Annotated in this window: 15 protein-coding genes and 1 other RNA gene; 4 read left to right on the top strand and 12 right to left on the bottom strand. The window is 61.2% G+C overall.

Annotated elements, in window-relative coordinates; genetic code table 11:
• Positions 1-2 precede the first annotated feature (2 nt).
• Genes VJ651_RS00325 through VJ651_RS00310 form a run of 4 tightly spaced genes read right to left on the bottom strand, consistent with a single transcriptional unit; the run spans position 3 to position 4970 of the window.
• Complete coding sequence (locus tag VJ651_RS00325; protein ID WP_324105508.1) at positions 3-491, bottom strand: hypothetical protein; 489 nt, start codon at positions 489-491, stop codon at positions 3-5.
• Positions 492-507: 16 nt separating this feature from the next.
• Positions 508-3417 (bottom strand): 2Fe-2S iron-sulfur cluster-binding protein, encoded by a 2910-nt coding sequence (locus VJ651_RS00320; RefSeq protein WP_324105507.1) that lies wholly within the window; start codon positions 3415-3417, stop codon positions 508-510.
• Entirely contained in the window at positions 3414-3710 is a 297-nt protein-coding gene (locus VJ651_RS00315) for a sarcosine oxidase subunit delta (RefSeq protein WP_324105506.1), read from the bottom strand. Before VJ651_RS00315 ends, VJ651_RS00320 begins: the two co-directional genes overlap by 4 nt.
• Before the next feature lie 9 nt (positions 3711-3719).
• Positions 3720-4970: a sarcosine oxidase subunit beta family protein gene (locus VJ651_RS00310; protein ID WP_324105505.1), complete on the bottom strand. Its 1251-nt coding sequence runs from the start codon at positions 4968-4970 to the stop codon at positions 3720-3722.
• Between the two features lie 551 nt (positions 4971-5521).
• Here VJ651_RS00310 and VJ651_RS00305 point away from each other — a divergent pair.
• From VJ651_RS00305 to VJ651_RS00290, 4 genes are all read left to right on the top strand, one after another.
• Positions 5522-7843, top strand: coding sequence for an NADP-dependent malic enzyme (locus tag VJ651_RS00305; protein WP_324105504.1), 2322 nt, complete (start codon positions 5522-5524; stop codon positions 7841-7843).
• 411 nt (positions 7844-8254) lie between these two features.
• Positions 8255-8842, top strand: a complete 588-nt coding sequence (locus VJ651_RS00300) for an SH3 domain-containing protein (protein WP_324105503.1) — start codon at positions 8255-8257, stop codon at positions 8840-8842.
• 27 nt (positions 8843-8869) lie between these two features.
• The gene (locus tag VJ651_RS00295) at positions 8870-9028 is read left to right on the top strand and encodes a hypothetical protein (protein WP_324105502.1); all 159 of its coding nucleotides are present in this window, start codon (positions 8870-8872) and stop codon (positions 9026-9028) included.
• 38 nt (positions 9029-9066) lie between these two features.
• Complete coding sequence (locus VJ651_RS00290) at positions 9067-9639, top strand: DUF2242 domain-containing protein (protein ID WP_324105501.1); 573 nt, start codon at positions 9067-9069, stop codon at positions 9637-9639.
• A gap of 73 nt (positions 9640-9712) precedes the next feature.
• Here VJ651_RS00290 and VJ651_RS00285 read toward each other — a convergent pair whose 3' ends face one another.
• The 8 genes from VJ651_RS00285 to VJ651_RS00250 form a co-directional block, all read right to left on the bottom strand.
• Positions 9713-11191, bottom strand: a complete 1479-nt coding sequence (locus VJ651_RS00285; RefSeq protein ID WP_324105500.1) for a Do family serine endopeptidase — start codon at positions 11189-11191, stop codon at positions 9713-9715.
• A 71-nt stretch (positions 11192-11262) separates the two neighbouring features.
• Positions 11263-12564: an ATP-binding protein gene (locus VJ651_RS00280; RefSeq protein ID WP_324105499.1), complete on the bottom strand. Its 1302-nt coding sequence runs from the start codon at positions 12562-12564 to the stop codon at positions 11263-11265.
• Entirely contained in the window at positions 12561-13232 is a 672-nt protein-coding gene (locus VJ651_RS00275) for a response regulator (protein WP_324105498.1), read from the bottom strand. Before VJ651_RS00275 ends, VJ651_RS00280 begins: the two co-directional genes overlap by 4 nt.
• A 321-nt stretch (positions 13233-13553) precedes the next feature.
• Positions 13554-13930, bottom strand: a transfer-messenger RNA (tmRNA) gene (gene ssrA / locus VJ651_RS00270).
• Positions 13931-13945: 15 nt separating this feature from the next.
• Positions 13946-14650, bottom strand: coding sequence for an HAD-IA family hydrolase (locus VJ651_RS00265; protein ID WP_324105497.1), 705 nt, complete (start codon positions 14648-14650; stop codon positions 13946-13948).
• Positions 14651-14722: 72 nt separating this feature from the next.
• Entirely contained in the window at positions 14723-15418 is a 696-nt protein-coding gene (ubiG, locus tag VJ651_RS00260; RefSeq protein WP_324105496.1) for a bifunctional 2-polyprenyl-6-hydroxyphenol methylase/3-demethylubiquinol 3-O-methyltransferase UbiG, read from the bottom strand.
• 111 nt (positions 15419-15529) lie between these two features.
• Positions 15530-16174, bottom strand: coding sequence for an outer membrane protein OmpA (gene ompA, locus VJ651_RS00255; RefSeq protein ID WP_324105495.1), 645 nt, complete (start codon positions 16172-16174; stop codon positions 15530-15532).
• Between the two features lie 285 nt (positions 16175-16459).
• Positions 16460-17134, bottom strand: a complete 675-nt coding sequence (locus VJ651_RS00250; protein WP_324105494.1) for an OmpA family protein — start codon at positions 17132-17134, stop codon at positions 16460-16462.
• Between the last annotated feature and the right edge of the window lie 4 nt (positions 17135-17138).

The following is a 17138-nucleotide window of genomic DNA, read 5'->3' as shown; positions in this document are numbered from 1 at the left end:
ATCTACAAGGCATCGCAGGCATACGCCCACCAGTCGGCGAGATAGGGTTCCAGGGTGGCGTCAGCCAGCAGCAAGGCATCGAACTCCGAAATACGGAAGAGCACCGCGGCCACGTCCGCCCAGCGCAGGCGCGTGGCGTTGCCCGGCGCCGGCAATGCCGACACATCGGCCAGGCGCGCGAGCACGCCGGGCAGGGCGGCTCCTTCCAGTCGCCATACGCCGACGGCCTCGCTCAGGTCGATGGCGCAGCCCGCTTCGCTATTGCCCGGTTGCAGTTCCGTCAGCAACTTCTTCAGACGATCGGGCGAGGATGCCAGCGCGATTCGCTCCGTCCTGCTGCGCCAGGTCAGCCATGGATCCGTGCCGCTCCAGGCGCCATGCTGCTGCGGCCAGGCAGCGTGCAACGCAGCGGCGGCAGGCGCGGCAACGGCCGGCTCGTCATCCTTGAATACGCGTATCGTGGCCACACCCCATCCGCTCAATCGTGTCATGCTCGGGCGCATTGCATCAAGCTCCATTCAATCGTTCACCGGCCGGATCGTAAAACGGTGTCTCGACCACCTCCGCTTCCAGCCAGGCCCCCATGTGATGCAGCCGGATGCGTTCTCCCGTACGGCTGCGGCCGCGCCGCAACATCCCTAGCGCAACCGGTTCGCCGAGGATCGGACTGAAGTAACTCGACGTCACCCAGCCTTCGGTCTCGCAGGGCAGGGGAGCGGGCGCCACTTGCGCACCCACCGGCAGCCGCGTGCGCCGGTCCACCGGGCGCATGCCCACCAGTTGCATGCGGTTGGCATCGCGTGAGGCGGGGCGCAGCAATGAGCGGCGCCCGACGAAGTTGGCGGCCTTTTTCTCGATGCCGCGGTCGAAGCCGACATCGGCGGGCTGCGTGGTGCCATCAGTGTCCGCGCCGACATGCAGATAAGCCTTTTCGGTGCGCAGGATCTGCAGCGCTTCGACGCCGTAAGCAGTGACATCGAACTGTTTTCCGACCTCCCACAATCGGTCGAGCAATTCCTGCGCGTACGATGGCGGCAGGTTGATCTCGTAACTCAGCTCGCCGCAAAAACTCGCGCGCAGAACGCGCAGCGGCACACCATCGATTTCAGTGCCTTGCATCGTCATGTGCTTCATGTGTGACGGCGCGAATTCCGCGGGAAAGCCAAGCTCCTGCAGCAGCTTCCATGCAAGCGGCCCGGCGACGGTGATGTTGGCCCATTGCCCGGTGACCGGAATGACGGCCACGCGCATGTCGACGAATTCGCATTGCAGCCATTCATCGAATGCCGCAGCGGTGCGCTCCACGCCGCCGCTGGTGGTGTTGACCCAGAAATGCTGTTCCGACAAGCGCACCACGATGCCGTCGTCGACGATCACACCGTTCTCGTTCAGCAGCAAGCCGTAGCGTCCATGGCCGGGCTTGAGCGTGGACATGGTGCCGACATACATGAGGTCAAGGAAAGCGGCCGCATCCGGTCCCGCCACCTCGATCTTCCCAAGAGGAGAGCCGTCGAACAAGCCTGCGCCGCGCCGTACCGCGAGTGCTTCGCGCAAGGCCGCCTGCTCGAGATTTTCTCCTTCACGCGGATAGGCCGCCGGACGCATCCAGCCGCCGAATTCCTCGAACAACGCGCCGCGCTGCTCATGCCAGGTATGTGCTTGCAACCGGCGTCGCGGCCGGTAGCGCTCGCCGCTGCGGCCGCCGACGATGGCGCCCATGGTGATCGGTTTGAAGGGCGGACGGAATTTGGTCGTGCCCACTTGCGCCGGTTCGCGCGCGGTATGCGCACCTAGTCGCACCAGCGCATTGATGTTGCTCGTCTTGCCCTGATCGGTGCCCATGCCGGTCGCCGTGTAGCGCTTGAGATGCTCGACCGATCGATAGTTCTCGCTCGCGGCGATTCGTATGTCATCGCTGCTGACGTCGCTTTGCAAATCCACGAAGATCTTGCCTTTGCGCGCGCCTTTTTCCAGGGCTGCCGGCGCGGGATGGGTGTCTGCCAGACACGTTCCAACGCCGCCCACCGGCGCGGCCGGGATGCTGGCTCCGGCCAGCAGTGCGCGCACCGACTCTTCCGCGTGCATGCTTGCCGCTGCTTCGTCAAACACGCCGGCGCATGCGCCGACCGCCGCGATGCCGGCAGGCGTGCCGTGCGGCACGAACATGGCGGATTCGTCCACCCAGCGCAGCTTGCCGCCCGCTTGCGAAAACAGGTTCACGTTCGGCGTGAAACCGCCTGCACAGGCGATCGTGTCGGCGTCGATGCTGCGCACCTGCCCACCGGCCAACAACTGTGCGGATCGTACCGACGATTTGCCTTCGATACCGACCACCAAGGCATCGTGCCAGTGCGGCACGCCTGCTGGAACGGCGACGTGTGCACCACGGCTTCCTGCGGGCCGTGCGTCGGCGATTCCCGCGACCGCGATACCCGCACGCTGCAAGGCAGCCGCCGTCGCATAGCCGCTATCGGCGTTGACTGCCAGCAGAACCCGTTTCCCGCAGGCCGCCGCATAGTCGGATGCATAGCGTTGTACGGCGCCCGCGAGCATGACGCCCGGCCGATCGTTATCGGGAAACAGCATCGGCCGCTCAAAGGCGCCGGTTGCGAGCACGATATGCGACGCGCGTATCTTCCAGACCCGTTCGCGTACGTCGCTGCCGTTCGACAGCGCCTCCAGTGCTGTCACAAAATGGTGGTCGTAAACGCCGAATGCCGTGGTGCGAACAAGCACCTGCACGCCGGCGCGCGCGAGGTCTTCGCGCCATGAATCGGTATCCTGCTGCGTCGCCCAGCGCTGCCAGCCGCCCAGCGCCTTGTCCGATTCCAGCAGCACGGTGCCCGCACCGGCGGCAGCGGCCGCGCGCGCGGCTGCCACGCCGCTGGCGCCACCGCCGATCACCAGCACATCGGTATCGATGCTGACTTCATCGTAACGATCACGGTCGCGTCCCTGTGGCGCAACCCCAAGGCCTGCCATGTTGCGCACCTTCGGTTCGAACAGATGCCAGTTCGGCCACATGAAGGTCTTGTAATAGAAGCCTGGCGGCATGAAGCGAGCGAATTTCGCGGTTGCGGCCGAGAAGTCGAGATCGACACTTGGCCACGCGTTGCCGCAGTCGGCGATCAATCCGTCGAACAGCTCGATATCGGTAGCGCGTGTAACGGGCGTGCGATCGGCGCCAAGGCCGATGTCAATGATGGCGCTCGGTTCTTCCGGGCCGCAGGTGAAGACGCCGCGCGGCCGATGCAGCTTGTAGCTGCGTGCGACAGTGCGCACGCCGGATGCGATCAATGCCGATGCCAGCGTATCGCCTTCGTAACCCTGCAGCCTGCGTCCCGCAAACTGAAAATCGATGGGACGCGTGGTGTCGATCAGGCTGTGCCGATCAGCCTTCAGGCGGTAGCCGCTCATTCTGCATCTCCATTCGCCGGCAGATCCGGGCGCTTTCCGGTAATGTCATACACCGCATGCACCTCGTGCGTGATCGTGTCGCGCAATACGTTGAACCATTGTCCGCAGCCGAAAGTGTGGCGCCAGCGTTCGGCATGGGCGCCGCGCGGATTGTCCCGAAAGAACAGATACTCTCCCCAGGCCTCGTCGCTGACAGCGGAGGCAGGGCCGGGACGTGCGATGGCTGTCTGGCCGCCGCAGTGAAATTCGTTTTCTGGCCGCCCGCCGCAGCAGGGGCATGTGAGTTGCATCATGTCGGAGTCCTAATGCGCAATGCCTGACGCTGCCGCTTCGTCGATCAGCCTGCCGGTGTAAAAGCGCTCAAGCTGGAACGGCTCGGCCAGCTCGTGGCTGCGCCCGGTCGCCAGCACATGGGCGAGCGTCCAGCCGCCGACCGGGATCGCCTTGAAGCCGCCGGTGCCCCACCCACAGTTGATGTAGAGGCCGCGCACCGGCGTCGGCCCGATGATCGGGCTGGAGTCCTGCACCACGTCGACAATGCCGGCCCACTGGCGCATCAGGCGCAACCGGCTGAACGAAGGGAACATCTCCAGGGTTGCGGCCAGCACCTGCTGGGTGACTGCGTAACTGCCGCGCTGTGCATAGGAAATGAAGTGATCGATGCCACCGCCGATGACCAGTTCGCCCTTGTCGGACTGGCTCCAGTAGGCGCCCACGGCGGGCGACATGACGACCGTATCCAGTACCGGCTTGACCGGCTCGCTTACCATCGCCTGCAGTGCGTAGCTGGTCACCGGCAGGCGGAAACCGGCCATGTCGGCGAGCAGGGTGCTGCTGCCTGCGACGGCGACGCCGACCCGCTCGGTGCGCATCGTGCCACGGTTGGTCTTGACGCCGCTTATCTTCCCGCCTGACATCTCGAAACCGGTGACCGTGCAATTCTGGATGATGTCCACGCCAAGCGCCGACGCGGCGCGCGCATAGCTCCACGCCACGGCGTCATGGCGCGCGGTGCCGGCGCGACGCTGGATGAACCCGCCGAGAATCGGAAAGCGCGCCTGCGGGCCGCCATCGGCGAGGCGCGGGCACAGTTCCATCACTTCATCGCGGGAAAGCAGGTCGGAGTCAATGCCGTTGAGCCGCATGGCATTCGCCCAGCGCGCCATCGAATCCAGATCGTGGCGTGTGTGCGCGAGCGTTACCATGCCGCGCTGGCTGAACATGATGTTGAAATTCAGGTCGCGCGACATGGCTTCATAGAGCCGCACCGAGAATTCGTACAGCCGCGCGCTTTCGGGATAAAGATAGTTGGAACGGACCACCGTGGTATTGCGCCCGGTGTTGCCGCCGCCGATCCAGCCTTTTTCCAGAACGGCGACCCTGGTCATGCCATGGTTTTTCGCCAGGTAGTAAGCGGTCGCGAGTCCATGACCACCGCCGCCGACGATGATTGCGTCGTACTGCGGCTTTGGCTCGGCGTCCAGCCATGCGGGAGTCCAGTCGGCGTTGCCGCGCCAGCCCTCTCGCATCAAAGCCCATGCAGAATATTTCATCCGATGCAGTTTATCCGCGGCAATAATGGGTGTCAATACAGTACTGTATGGTGATTTTCGTCGTCACTCCATGCACTTCTGTATGGAGTGGAAATTGACCCTGTCGACGGACGGCGAAATGCGTTTGGATCGACACCCGACAACATCGAGCGTCAATACGCGGTTATTGCCACGTACTACTTTCCCGTCGATTGCACAATCTCATGGATCAATTGAAGGGCAGAAATGCCGATGCCCAGTAGCGCCGCGGAGGAGTACCATGTTCCTGTCCGGCGCGCTTGAAAATCGCCCCGAAGCGATTGTTCGCGGGCGTGCCACAAGGGACGCGCCTCTTCTCGAGATCACCATGCGTTGATCCGTCCGGGCCGAGGCGATGAAGGGGATTTATCGCATGAGCATGACAGACGCCTTCTGTACTCCGGCATGGGCTGAATGGTGTATTCGACCCGCCTTGAACCGGAAGTTCTCCCGCCATCGAAAGACCTTTTTCGGTGCCGCCGCCACTGCGCATGCGACAGATATCGACCAGACAATTCTTTAATCGAGAGGCGATGATGAACGACGAAAAGACTTCAAAAGACGAGCAGCTGCGCGAAGCTGCACTTGACTATCACCGCAACCCCACGCACGGCAAGATACAGGTGGTCTCCACCAAGGCCTTGTCCAATCAGCGCGACCTGTCGCTGGCCTATTCGCCCGGTGTTGCCTTTGCCTGCGAAGAGATCGAGAAAGATCCGTCCAAGGCCGCCGAGTACACCTCGCGCGGCAACCTGGTGGCAGTCGTGACCAACGGTACCGCCGTGCTCGGGCTCGGCCACATCGGTCCGCTTGCCGGCAAACCGGTCATGGAGGGAAAGGGCTGCCTGTTCAAGAAATTCGCCGGCGTCGATGTATTCGATATCGAACTCGACGAACTTGATCCGGACAAGCTGGTCGATGCCATCGCGATGCTCGAGCCGACCGTGGGCGGCATCAACCTCGAAGACATCAAGGCGCCGGAATGCTTCTATATCGAGAAGAAGCTGCGCGAGCGCATGAACATTCCTGTCTTCCATGACGACCAGCACGGCACCGCAATCATCTCGACCGCGGCCTTGCTGAATGCACTCAAGGTGGTGGGCAAGGACATCGGCAAGGTCAAGTTGGCGGTCTCCGGCGCGGGTGCCGCGGCGATTGCGTGCCTCGACACCATGGTGAGCCTTGGCGTGCGCCGCGAAAATGTCTATGTGGTTGATTCGCGCGGCGTGATCCACACCGGCCGCGATGCCAGCATGGAAGCCAACAAGGCGCGCTATGCGCAGGACACAACAGCGCGCACCCTGGCGGATATCGTCAAGGGTGCCGACGTGTTTCTCGGCTGCTCCACCAGCGGGGTATTGACCGGCGAGATGGTCGCCACCATGGCGGACCGCCCGATCATTCTGGCACTGGCCAATCCGGAACCCGAGATTCGCCCGGAAGTTGCCAAGGCGGCGCGCCCGGATTGCATCATCGCCACCGGCCGTTCGGATTACCCGAATCAGGTCAACAATGTGCTGTGCTTCCCCTACATCTTCCGCGGCGCGCTCGACTGCGGCGCCACCAAGATCACGGGTGAAATGAAGCTCGCCTGCGTGAAGGCCATCGCCGAACTGGCCGAAGCCGAAAGCAATGACGCCGTGGCCGCCGCCTATGCAGGCCAGGACCTGACCTTCGGCCCCGAATATGTGATCCCCAAGCCCTTCGATCAACGTCTCATCGAACGCATCGCACCCGCGGTTGCCAAGGCGGCGGCCGAGTCCGGTGTGGCCACGCGGCCGATCGCCAATCTGGATGCTTACCGCCAGCAGTTGAGCCAGCGCGTCTATCACACCGGGCTCATCATGCGTCCGGTGTTCAACACCGCGAAGATGTCGCCCAAGCGCGTCGCCTATGCCGAAGGTGAGGAAGAGCGCGTGCTGCGCGCAGTGCAGACGGTGGTCGACGAAGGACTGGCCAAGCCGATTCTGATCGGCCGCCCGCATGTGATCGACATGCGCATCCGGAAAGCAGGCCTGCGCCTGAAGGCCGGTGTCGATTTCGAAATCGTCAATCCCGAGGAAGATCCGCGCTACCGCACCTACCATGAAGCCTACCAGGCCCTGCGCGGACGCGACGGCATCACGCCCGACATGGCCAAAACCGCGCTGCGTCGATCCAACACGCTGATCGGCACGATGCTGGTGCATATGGGCGATGCCGATGCGATGCTGTGCGGAACCGTGGGACGTTTCGACGCTCACCTCGAACACGTTCGCGATGTCATCGGCCTGGCGCCGGGCGCCGGCGTGTTTGCGACGATGAATGCCTTGACGCTGGAAAAGTACACGCTGTTCATCACCGACACCTACGTCAATGACGACCCCAATGCGGAGGAGCTTGCGGCCATCACGCAACTGGCGGCGCGCGAGATCGTACGCTTCGGTTTGCAGCCGAAAGTTGCGCTTCTGTCGCACTCGATGTTCGGCTCGTCCTCGCGTCCATCCGCGCGGAAGATGCGCGCCGCGCGCGAAATTCTGGCACGTGTCGCACCCGATCTGGAGGTGGAGGGCGAACTGCAGGGCGATGCGGCACTGTCGGAGGATGTGCGGCGTCACTTCCTGCCGAGCTCCACGCTGACAGGCAGCGCCAACCTGCTCGTCATGCCGACCCTGGATGCGGCCAACATTGCCTTCAATCTGCTCAAGATCACGGGCGGTTACGGGGTGACGGTGGGGCCGATTCTGCTCGGTTCGGCCAAGCCGGTGCACATACTCAACCCCGCTGCGACGACGCGCCGCATCGTCAACATGACGGCACTGGCAGTCGCGGATGCAATTTCGTCGACACAGGCGTCAGGAGTTTCCGGTACGTAAGGCGCGCATTCGCCGAATCCCGTGGCGGCGCTCCAAACGCCGGCGCCGCCATGGCAGCATTTGCGAGGGAATGGCGATGCAGCAGGCACGCCCGCATTGCGCAATCCAGGCGCTGTTATCGCCTTCCCGTCATCTTGTCGACGCTTTGACGCAGGGGCGTTCCGTGTCCTGCGTCAAACATTTCCGATTTGTACCTGTCAGTACCCTTCGTGCTTGATCTGGCACAAGCAGGGGGTACTCGACAGGCATAGTCTGAATGCATATCGCCTGCCGGCGGAACGACGCATGCGTGTCACGCTGCGACAAACCACAGAAGTGCAACGTACGCGCTTCGCCCTCTCCTGAGGGCAGGGGAGTCAGGAATTGCATTTCGTACGAAATAGCACGATATAGCACCATGTGGAGCATGAAATGAAACATGCCAACGCTCTGGGCCTTCTGTTGGCCGCGATTTGTGCCGTGCCTGCCGCTTCGCAGGCGCAGCAGATGGCATTTACCTCGGTCGACGTTCACCTGAGAGCAGGGCCGTCCAGGGAGTATCCTGTTGTCGCCATACTCCCGGCGGGCCTCACGATATCCGTGCAGGGCTGTCTGGGCGATTACAGATGGTGTGACGTCATGGCGGGCCCCAATCGCGGATGGGTCTATGCGGGCAATATCGTCTATCCCTATCAAGGCACGAACGTTCCCGTTCTTACCTACGGCCCGGTGATCGGCATCGGCATCATTACATTCAGTCTGGGTTCCTACTGGGGTGAGCACTACCGTGGCCGCCCGTGGTATCCGCAGCGTCATCGCTGGATCGACCGGCCTCATCCTTACTACGGCCCCGGTGATCATCCGTCGCGACCGCATCCGGGATTCCGGCCGGATGCCAGACCGCATCCCTCGCAGGGACGACGGCAGGGCGATCATCGTCCGCCGGGGGCAAGACAGGGGCAGGAACCGAGCCGGCATCCCCCGCAAGGACAGGGCCCGGGTGGCTGGCACGGACGCTGACCATGCGCTCAAAAGATGAGCTGTTCCTTGCAGTACCTCGCAGAGCTTCCACGAAAAACCGAATCATTGAAACCGGTTACCGCACTGGTGGCGATTGCCTTCACAATGCTGATCTGCTCGATCGGCAGATCCATCATGATTTCGCGCGGTTTGATCAAGACCGGATTCGGCGTACGGCTGCTGTAAGGTAAAATTCAACGGTTGTTTTCACCGTCCCCGCATGCATGAGCAATTTCCCACGATTTTTCGCCGCTTCACTGTCCGCGCTGTTCCTCGCCGGTTGCTCGGCGCCGCCGCCGCGCGCCAATATCGAAAGCGGCGAGTTCGTTTCCACGGACATGTATTCGCGGGCGCTGCCGGGCACGAATGTCTCGGCATGCGAGGCCGCCCGGCGCGCGCTTCTCAGTCAGGGTTACGTGATGCGCGACATGAACGCATCCCAGATCAACGCGCTCAAGAAATTCCAGCCCACCGCCGACCGCCATGTGCAGGTTGAATTCCATGTCGTGTGCGAACCGAATGCCGACGGCAGCAATAGCGCGACGGTCTTCGCCAATGCGGTCCGCGACACCTACACGGTCAAGAAAAGCAGCAACTCGGCCAGCATCGGCGTAGGTGCCGTCGGGTCCCTGTCACTCCCGTTCGGCACCACCGACGACTCGCTGGTCAAGGTCGGCAGCGAAACAATCCAGGCGCGCAGTTTTTACGATCGCTTCTTCGAAATGGTCGAAGCGTATACCGACGAGAATCCGCCGGCAGCAGTCGGCCGTGTCCTGGACGACGAGCACAGTCACTGATCGCGGTGCAACGCAGGCCGACGGCAATCGCGCCGCCGACGACCGTCATCCCGCGACGGTGATCATCAACGTATCACCCGAGCGGAACCGGAACAAAGATCTTGGTATCCCCGCGTTGAATCAGCAGGGCCACATGCTTGCCTTCCTTCGACAGCAAGTCCTGCAGCTGCTCCACCGATTTGACCGGCGTGCCGTTGACCGCAATGATCACATCGCCGCTTGCCACACCGGCCCGCGCCGCGGCCCCTGTTACGCGCTCGATCATCACGCCCGATGCCAGATTGGCTTCATGCTTCTCTTCCGGCGACAGCGGGCGAACGGCCAGGCCCAGCTTGCCTTGCGGCCTGGCGCTGCTGTGGTCGTCCGATGCCAGCGAATCGCTCGCTTCCGTTAAGGTTGACGACAATTCCACGGTCTTGCCCGCGCGCCAGACCTCAAGCTTGGCCGCATCGCCGGGCTTGCCCATGCCGACGAGCGCGGGCAGGTCGCCCGAACGCGTAATGGCATGCCCGTTGTACTTCATGATCACATCGCCCGCCTTGATTCCCGCCTTCGCGGCCGCACTGCCGGGCGCCACGCTCGACACCAGCGCGCCTTGCGGTTGCTGCAGTTTGAACGAATCGGCCAACGTTTGGTTCAGTTCCTGGATCGTCACACCGAGACGTGCATGCGACACCTTGCCGTTCTTGACGATCTGGTCTTTCACATGCAGCGCGACATTGATGGGGATGGCGAAGGAAACACCTTCATAGCCGCCGGTGCGGCTGTAAATTTGTGAATTGATGCCCACCACATTACCGTTGGCATCGAACAGCGGCCCTCCGGAATTGCCGGGATTCACCGCGACGTCCGTCTGGATGAAGGGAACGTAGGTATCGCCCGGCAGCGCGCGGCCCTTGGCGCTGACAATGCCGGCCGTGGCGCTTTGCTCGAAGCCGAACGGCGATCCGATCGCGAGTACGTAATCGCCGACACCGAGCCGCTCGGGATCGCCGAGCTTCACTACCGGCAAATCACGCGCATCGATCTTCAGGACGGCGACGTCGGTGGCCGGATCGCTGCCCAGCACCTTCGCCTTGTACTCGCGGCGGTCGTTCAGCTTCACGATGACTTCGTCGGCGTCGCGCACCACGTGTGCATTGGTCAGGATCAGGCCGTCCTTGCCGATAATGAATCCCGAGCCTTGTCCGCGCACCGGCACGTCGCCGCGCGGAGCCCGCCCGCCGAACCCTGGCATGCCACGGAAAAACTGGAAGAACGGATCGTCCGGAAGGCCATCGTCGTCCATGCCTTTCATGCCGGCCTTGGCGACGCCTTCGGTATTGATGCCGACCACCGCCGGGCCGAAGCGCTCGACGATGGCGCGATAATTCGGCGCCGTGATCGGTCCGATCGGGCCGTCAGGAACGGCTTGCGTTGCGACGGCGGGACTGACTTGTTCAGGCGTGTTCTTGTGCAGCCAGTTCGACGGATTCCAGTTCAGCGCATTCGCGGTTCCGGCCGCAATCACGCCGGCGGCCATCATGCTGAGTGTCAGGGATTTGATCTTCATCTTCGATTCCTTTTCCAAGTCTCGGGAAACATCCACGGGACAAAGAGTAGAAAACGAAAATTAAGCGAGCATTAAGCTTGGTTGGGAAAGGCGATGCGAACTTTCAAGCCGCCCGCCGAAGAGCTGCCCAGATCGATCATCGCGCCATGCTGATCGGCAATGTTCTTGACGATCGACAAGCCAAGCCCGCTTCCTGTCTGGCCTGCAGTATCGCCACGATAGAAGCGATCGAATACCCGCTTGCGAACCGCTTCGGGAATGCCGGGCCCGGAGTCCTCGACCATCAGCACGACGCGTCCCGATTCTTCCGCAATACCCACGCGCACCCATCCGCCTTCCGGCGTGTAACGCACCGCATTGTCGAGCAGATTGCGGGCCAGTATGCGCAGGCCGGCTGCATCCGCGCGCAGGATCACCTTCTCGGGCGCGTCTTGCTCAATCCGAATCCCGCGTGCCTGCGCGAACATGAACACGTCCGCCAAGGCCTGGCGCATCAGTTCGGCAAGATCAATCGGTTGCGGCGAAGCGGCGCGGTCATTGGGATCGGTCTGCGCGGCAGTCAGCAATTGCTCGATCAGGTGCGTCGCCCGATCCACGCCTTCGTGCAGTTTGGCGAGTGCCGCCTTTTTCTCGATGTCGTCGGAAGCGCGTTCAAGGAGCTGCAATTGCAGTCTGACCGCGGTCAGCGGCGAGCGCAATTCGTGCGCGGCATCCGCCACGAAAGCATGCTGGCTCGCGAAGGCGCGCTGCAGCCGTTGCAACAGGGAGTTCAGCGCCTTGACCATGGGCGCGATTTCGTCCGGCAGACCGGTCTCGCTCACTTGTTCCAGGCTGTGCGCATCGCGCTGTCCGACTTCGCGCGCAAGCCGGCGCAAGGGCAGTAGCGAGCTGCCGACCAGCCACCATATCAGCAGGGCCATCAAGGGCGCGAAGGCCAGCAGTGGCGCCAGGCTGCGCAGTGCAGCCGATGCCGCCAGGTCGCGCCGCAGATCGACCGGTTGCGCGACCTGAATGATGCGGTCGCGCGCCGCCAGACTGTACACGCGCCAGAGGCGGTTGCCTGCGGCGACGTCGGTATAGCCGAGCATCGCGCGGGTGAACAGGGGATTGCCGGGATGCGACAAGTACAGCATGGTGCCGTTGGCTGTCCATATCTGAATCACCACGTCCGGCAGATCTTCATCGAATCCGAAACTTGGCGATGGCACGACGCCCTGATCACGCAGCGACAGCGCAATCTGCCGCAATTGGTAATCGAACAAATCCTCGTTTTGCCTCAGTGCTTGCCGATAGGTCACCACGCCGATGACCAATGCCGTGAGAATGGCTGCCAGCAGAAGCAACACCGACATTCGGATGCGGATCGACTTCATGTTTTTGCCCCCGGTTTCGGGACGAAGTATCCGACCCCGCGCACATTCTGAATGAAATCGCTGCCCAGCTTGCGCCGCGCGCCATGGATGTGGACCTCGACGGTATTGCTTTCCACTTCCTCGCCCCACGCGTACATGCGCTCTTCCAGCTGCGCCCGCGAGAGGATCGCACCGGGGCGCAGCATCAGCGCCTCGACCACCGCGTATTCGCGCGCCGACAACATCACCGGCCGGCCGTCACGCGTCACTTCGCGGGTCGCAGGGTTCAGGCGCACGCCCATCACTTCGATTTCCGGCTCCGCGTGCCCGGAACTGCGCCGCAAAGCGGAACGGATGCGCGCACCAAGCTCATCCATGTCGAACGGCTTGACCACGTAATCGTCGGCTCCCGCGTCCAGGCCCTTGATGCGCTCCCCGACGCCGTCGCGTGCGGTAATCACGATCACGGGAATCGTCTGCTTGCGTTGCCGAAGGCTCTGAAGCACGGCGATGCCATCCTTGTCCGGAAGTCCGAGATCAAGCAAGACCAGGTCGAAATGCTCGGCCGACAGCGCGGCTTCCGCAGCGCGTCCGTCGCGGACCCACTCCACCGCATAGCCGTCCTGCCGCAGCGAAGTGCGGACGGCATCGCCGATCATGGCGTCGTCTTCGACCAGGAGAATGCGCATGTTTTGCGTTAAGGAGTTGGCTGCCGGTTCAGGCGGCAATATGTTTCAGGCAATTCGATGATTCGCGTATTGCGGCAGGCGTGTACACGCCTGTCCGCCAATCGAAAAAACGATAGTATGCCTCAGGAAAACGGCGGCGGAGACGTGGCGTCAATGCTTCGCGCGACACGAATCGAGCGAAGTGCATTCGACGCCGAATCATTTTTTAAGAAGGAAGGAGCGTTGAGGCGGCACGGACACGAAGTGGCATGCCCCAGGCAAGGGAAAGTCTTCAAGTCTTGGGGTGGATATGGTCTGCAATATCCAGACCATTCCGAATGATGGTGGAGGCGGCGGGAATCGAACCCGCGTCCAAAGATCCTCTACAGCCAGTTCTACATGCGTAGTGCAGCCTATTGGTTTTAATCCTGATGACGCGGACGCACGCGCTTCACCAAGACGAGTCACCTATTTTTAACGTTACGCCAAGTAACCCGACGCAACGCGATTCCCTGTGAATGACTCTACTGCTGTTGCCAGCCCGCCCCAGGGACAAGACGGTGTAGAGCTAAGAAGTTATTAAGTTCCTAGTGGTTTACGCTGCGAGAGCGTAAGATTCATCGTTTGCATTTAAGCATTTCCGGTTGGATTTACGAGGTGACCAGCCCTCGGCATGCCCTGTACTGCTTCGCAACCCCTGTCGAAACCAGGTCGCCCCCAAAACAGCAACAAGTCTATTGTACTGCACTAGATGTGATCGAGCCGCTTGAATTCAAGACCTGAGCACGAATTAAATTCAGCAGATGCAAAGGCGACTCCACCAGCGCATCCGCATTCCAGGTAGCCGGCTCGACATGTCCGCAATAGCCCCAGGCTGCCGCGATAGTAACCATGCCTGCCGCTCGGCCAGCCTGGATATCACGCAAGTCGTCCCCAACGTACCAGCATTCTTGCGGCGCGACGTCCAGCCGACGAGCGGCTTCCAGCAGCGGTTCCGGATGAGGTTTGGCGTGCGCCGTGGTGTCGCCGGAAATCACGCATGCCGACTGATGCAAACCGATCCGAGGCACGAGCCGGTCGGTAAAGCGCGAGGCCTTGTTGGTAACGATACCCCACGCAAGTTTGTACTCTTGCAGGTTTGCCAGCAAGGCATCAATTCCTTCGAACAAACGGCTTTCCACCGCGATGAATGCTTCGTAGGTGTCGAGAAAGGCATCGCGCAATTCGTTGTAACCCTCATCCTCCGGTTTCATCGCGAAAGACGCGCCGATCAGGCCGCGCGCGCCGGCCGAGGCAACCGGGCGCAGCAGCTCGTAAGGAGTGGGCGCAAGTCCGCGTGCCGCACGTACGCGATTCATTGCAGCAGCAAGGTCGGGCGCTGTGTCGGCGAGCGTGCCATCCAGATCAAACAGGATGGCGCGAGGAGAAGTTAATGACATGATGCCGATATGAAGAGGGCAGATTCCGCGCACCGCACTATTGCAGAGCCGACGACTGCCAGGGTAAAGCGTTTACGCCGGCTTGGAGCAGGCAACCAGATAATTGACGTCGGTATTCTGATTCAGGGAATACACCTGTGTCAGCGGGTTATAACCCATGCCCTTCAAGCTTTCCAGCGTCAAACCCGCCTGCCGAGTGAATTGCGCCAATTCGGCCGGCGTGATGAACTTGGCATAGTCATGCGTTCCCTTCGGAAGCAATCGCAGCAAGTACTCGGCGCCGATGACTGCAAACAGATAAGCTTTCGGATTGCGGTTGATGGTCGAAAAGAACACATGGCCGCCTGGCTTGACAAGAGTGGCACAGGCTTGAACGACTGCGGCAGGGTCAGGGACGTGCTCAAGCATTTCCATGCAAGTGACAACGTCGAAGCTTCCCGGTTCACGGGCTGCCAATTGTTCGGCGGAAATCATTTCATAACGGACTTGCACGCCCGACTCGAGGCTATGCAGATCCGCAACCTTGAGGGCTTTTTCAGACAGGTCGATGCCGGTGACCTTGGCACCTTTTTTTGCCATTGATTCTGCCAGAATGCCTCCGCCGCAGCCGATATCGGCCACCATTTTGCCGGCAAGCGGAGCGCGGGCATTGATCCACTCAAGACGGAGTGGATTGATTTCGTGCAACGGGCGGAATTCGGATGTGGGGTCCCACCAACGATGGGCGAGATCGCTGAATTTTTGCAGTTCTAAAGGATCGGCATTCATAGTGCAAATGATAGCTGGAATAATGCTGCCTGTCGTGTCGTCGTAAGCGAATCGACCATGCGACCATAAAAAAAACCCCGCCGAGGCGGGGTTTCTCGTGAAGCGAATCGATTATCGGGTACGAGTACCGACGACTTCGATTTCAACACGACGGTTCTTGGCGCGGCCAGCGGCGGTCTTATTGCTTGCAACCGGTTGTTTCTCGCCTTTGCCTTCGGTATAGACGCGATTGGCTTCAATGCCCTTGGATACCAGGTATGCCTTCACAGCTTCGGCACGACGCACGGACAGTTTCTGGTTGTAGCTGTCGGTACCGATCGAGTCGGTATGGCCAACGGCGATGACGACTTCCAGATTCATGCCTTGGAGTTTGGAGGTCAGGTCGTCGAGTTTTGCCTTGCCATCGGGTTTCAGCACAGCCTTGTCGAAGTCGAAGAAGGTATCAGCAGCAAACGTGACCTTTTCGGAAACCGGTGCGGGAGCGGGAGCCGGGGCCGGTGCCGGAGCAGGAGCCGGAGCGGCGGGTGCCGGAGCAGGCGCTGCTTTTGCGATTTCTCCGTCGCAGCCGCCGACTGCATCGCCGGGAGTCCAGTAGCCGGTATGCCAGCACTGGCCAAACCCGCTACGGGTGACGACGCCGCGGCTGTCTTGCAGATAGGCGCTGCTCGGAGTCTTTGCCTGGATATCTTGCTGAGCCGATGCAGAGAACGAAACAACTGCGGACGCAGCAAAGATGAGTTTTGCTAATTTATTCATATTTTTCCTCTTGGTTGAGATATCCGCAGATTCACTGCGCAACTAATAACATTCTAGAACTTATACTACCACATGCTATTAAATCATCTTTTCGCAAGGTTGTTCACTTGCAATGCTCTTTAGCTAACTACATTTTGCCATAGGCGCGATACACAACGATTATTGCTAAGTCAACGATACGGCGTTTTTGACCGCGCGTTGTATTTTCGCAACGGAAAGTGTAAAAACACTGGCGTTTTAAAAAATCCTTGCGGACCGTGCAAGGATTTTTTTCAAGCGATTCTGTTATTTCGCAATGCCGCGTGCTTCGATGACCACCCGGCGGTTAGGTGCCAGGCACGCAATCAATTGTTTGCGGGGGAGTTTGTCGTCGCAGGCCTTGATCGACTGCGTCTTTCCCGCGCCCAAGGTATCAATGTTGGCGGTCACGCCTTTGCTCTTCAGGTAAGCCGCCACGGCATTCGCGCGCTTCTCTGAAAGGCGCTGATTGTAAGGATGCGATCCGAGACGGTCCGTATGACCGGTCACCAGCACGATTTCGACCGAGGCGCAATTCGACAGTTTGGCAAGCACGTCGTTGTCGATGCGTGTTTTTGCCGCGCTGCTGAGCGTCGCCTTATTGAACTCGAAGGTTTCATCGCTGCTCAGCGTGACGGCAAAATCGCAGCGCTTGGGAGCGGCGGGCGCGGCAGGTGCTTGCGCAACCGGTGCCACAACGGCAGGTGCGGTTGGCTTGGCCACGGGAGGAGCGAGTTCGCCGTCGCAGCCGGCTACGGCGTCGGCAGGTGTCCAGTCGCCGATTCGCCAGCACAGGCCGAACGGGCTGCGGGCGATGACGCCGCGGCTGTCCTGCAGATATGCACTTTTCTCCGGATTTGCTTTGATGTCTGAAGCGGTTTGGGCATGGGCGGCGAGTGCGCTGATGCCGAGAGCGAGGCCAAGCGTGATTTTATTGAGCATGTTT

It is taken from the genome of Noviherbaspirillum sp. (genome assembly GCF_035254865.1).
GTDB lineage: Bacteria > Pseudomonadota > Gammaproteobacteria > Burkholderiales > Burkholderiaceae_D > Noviherbaspirillum.
The sequence above is the reverse complement of the archived record's forward strand: the minus strand, read 5'-3'. Positions and strand labels throughout refer to the sequence as shown.

Excerpts from the sequence above, each read along its gene's own strand:
- VJ651_RS00325 (WP_324105508.1), bottom strand. The coding sequence starts at position 491 with ATGACACGATTGAGCGGATGGGGTGTGGCCACGATACGCGTATTCAAG.
- VJ651_RS00320 (WP_324105507.1), bottom strand. The coding sequence starts at position 3,417 with ATGAGCGGCTACCGCCTGAAGGCTGATCGGCACAGCCTGATCGACACC.
- VJ651_RS00315 (WP_324105506.1), bottom strand. The coding sequence starts at position 3,710 with ATGATGCAACTCACATGCCCCTGCTGCGGCGGGCGGCCAGAAAACGAA.
- VJ651_RS00310 (WP_324105505.1), bottom strand. The coding sequence starts at position 4,970 with ATGAAATATTCTGCATGGGCTTTGATGCGAGAGGGCTGGCGCGGCAAC.
- VJ651_RS00305 (WP_324105504.1), top strand. The coding sequence starts at position 5,522 with ATGATGAACGACGAAAAGACTTCAAAAGACGAGCAGCTGCGCGAAGCT.
- VJ651_RS00300 (WP_324105503.1), top strand. The coding sequence starts at position 8,255 with ATGAAACATGCCAACGCTCTGGGCCTTCTGTTGGCCGCGATTTGTGCC.
- VJ651_RS00290 (WP_324105501.1), top strand. The coding sequence starts at position 9,067 with ATGAGCAATTTCCCACGATTTTTCGCCGCTTCACTGTCCGCGCTGTTC.
- VJ651_RS00285 (WP_324105500.1), bottom strand. The coding sequence starts at position 11,191 with ATGAAGATCAAATCCCTGACACTCAGCATGATGGCCGCCGGCGTGATT.
- VJ651_RS00280 (WP_324105499.1), bottom strand. The coding sequence starts at position 12,564 with ATGAAGTCGATCCGCATCCGAATGTCGGTGTTGCTTCTGCTGGCAGCC.
- VJ651_RS00275 (WP_324105498.1), bottom strand. The coding sequence starts at position 13,232 with ATGCGCATTCTCCTGGTCGAAGACGACGCCATGATCGGCGATGCCGTC.
- VJ651_RS00265 (WP_324105497.1), bottom strand. The coding sequence starts at position 14,650 with ATGTCATTAACTTCTCCTCGCGCCATCCTGTTTGATCTGGATGGCACG.
- ubiG (WP_324105496.1), bottom strand. The coding sequence starts at position 15,418 with ATGAATGCCGATCCTTTAGAACTGCAAAAATTCAGCGATCTCGCCCAT.
- ompA (WP_324105495.1), bottom strand. The coding sequence starts at position 16,174 with ATGAATAAATTAGCAAAACTCATCTTTGCTGCGTCCGCAGTTGTTTCG.
- VJ651_RS00250 (WP_324105494.1), bottom strand. The coding sequence starts at position 17,134 with ATGCTCAATAAAATCACGCTTGGCCTCGCTCTCGGCATCAGCGCACTC.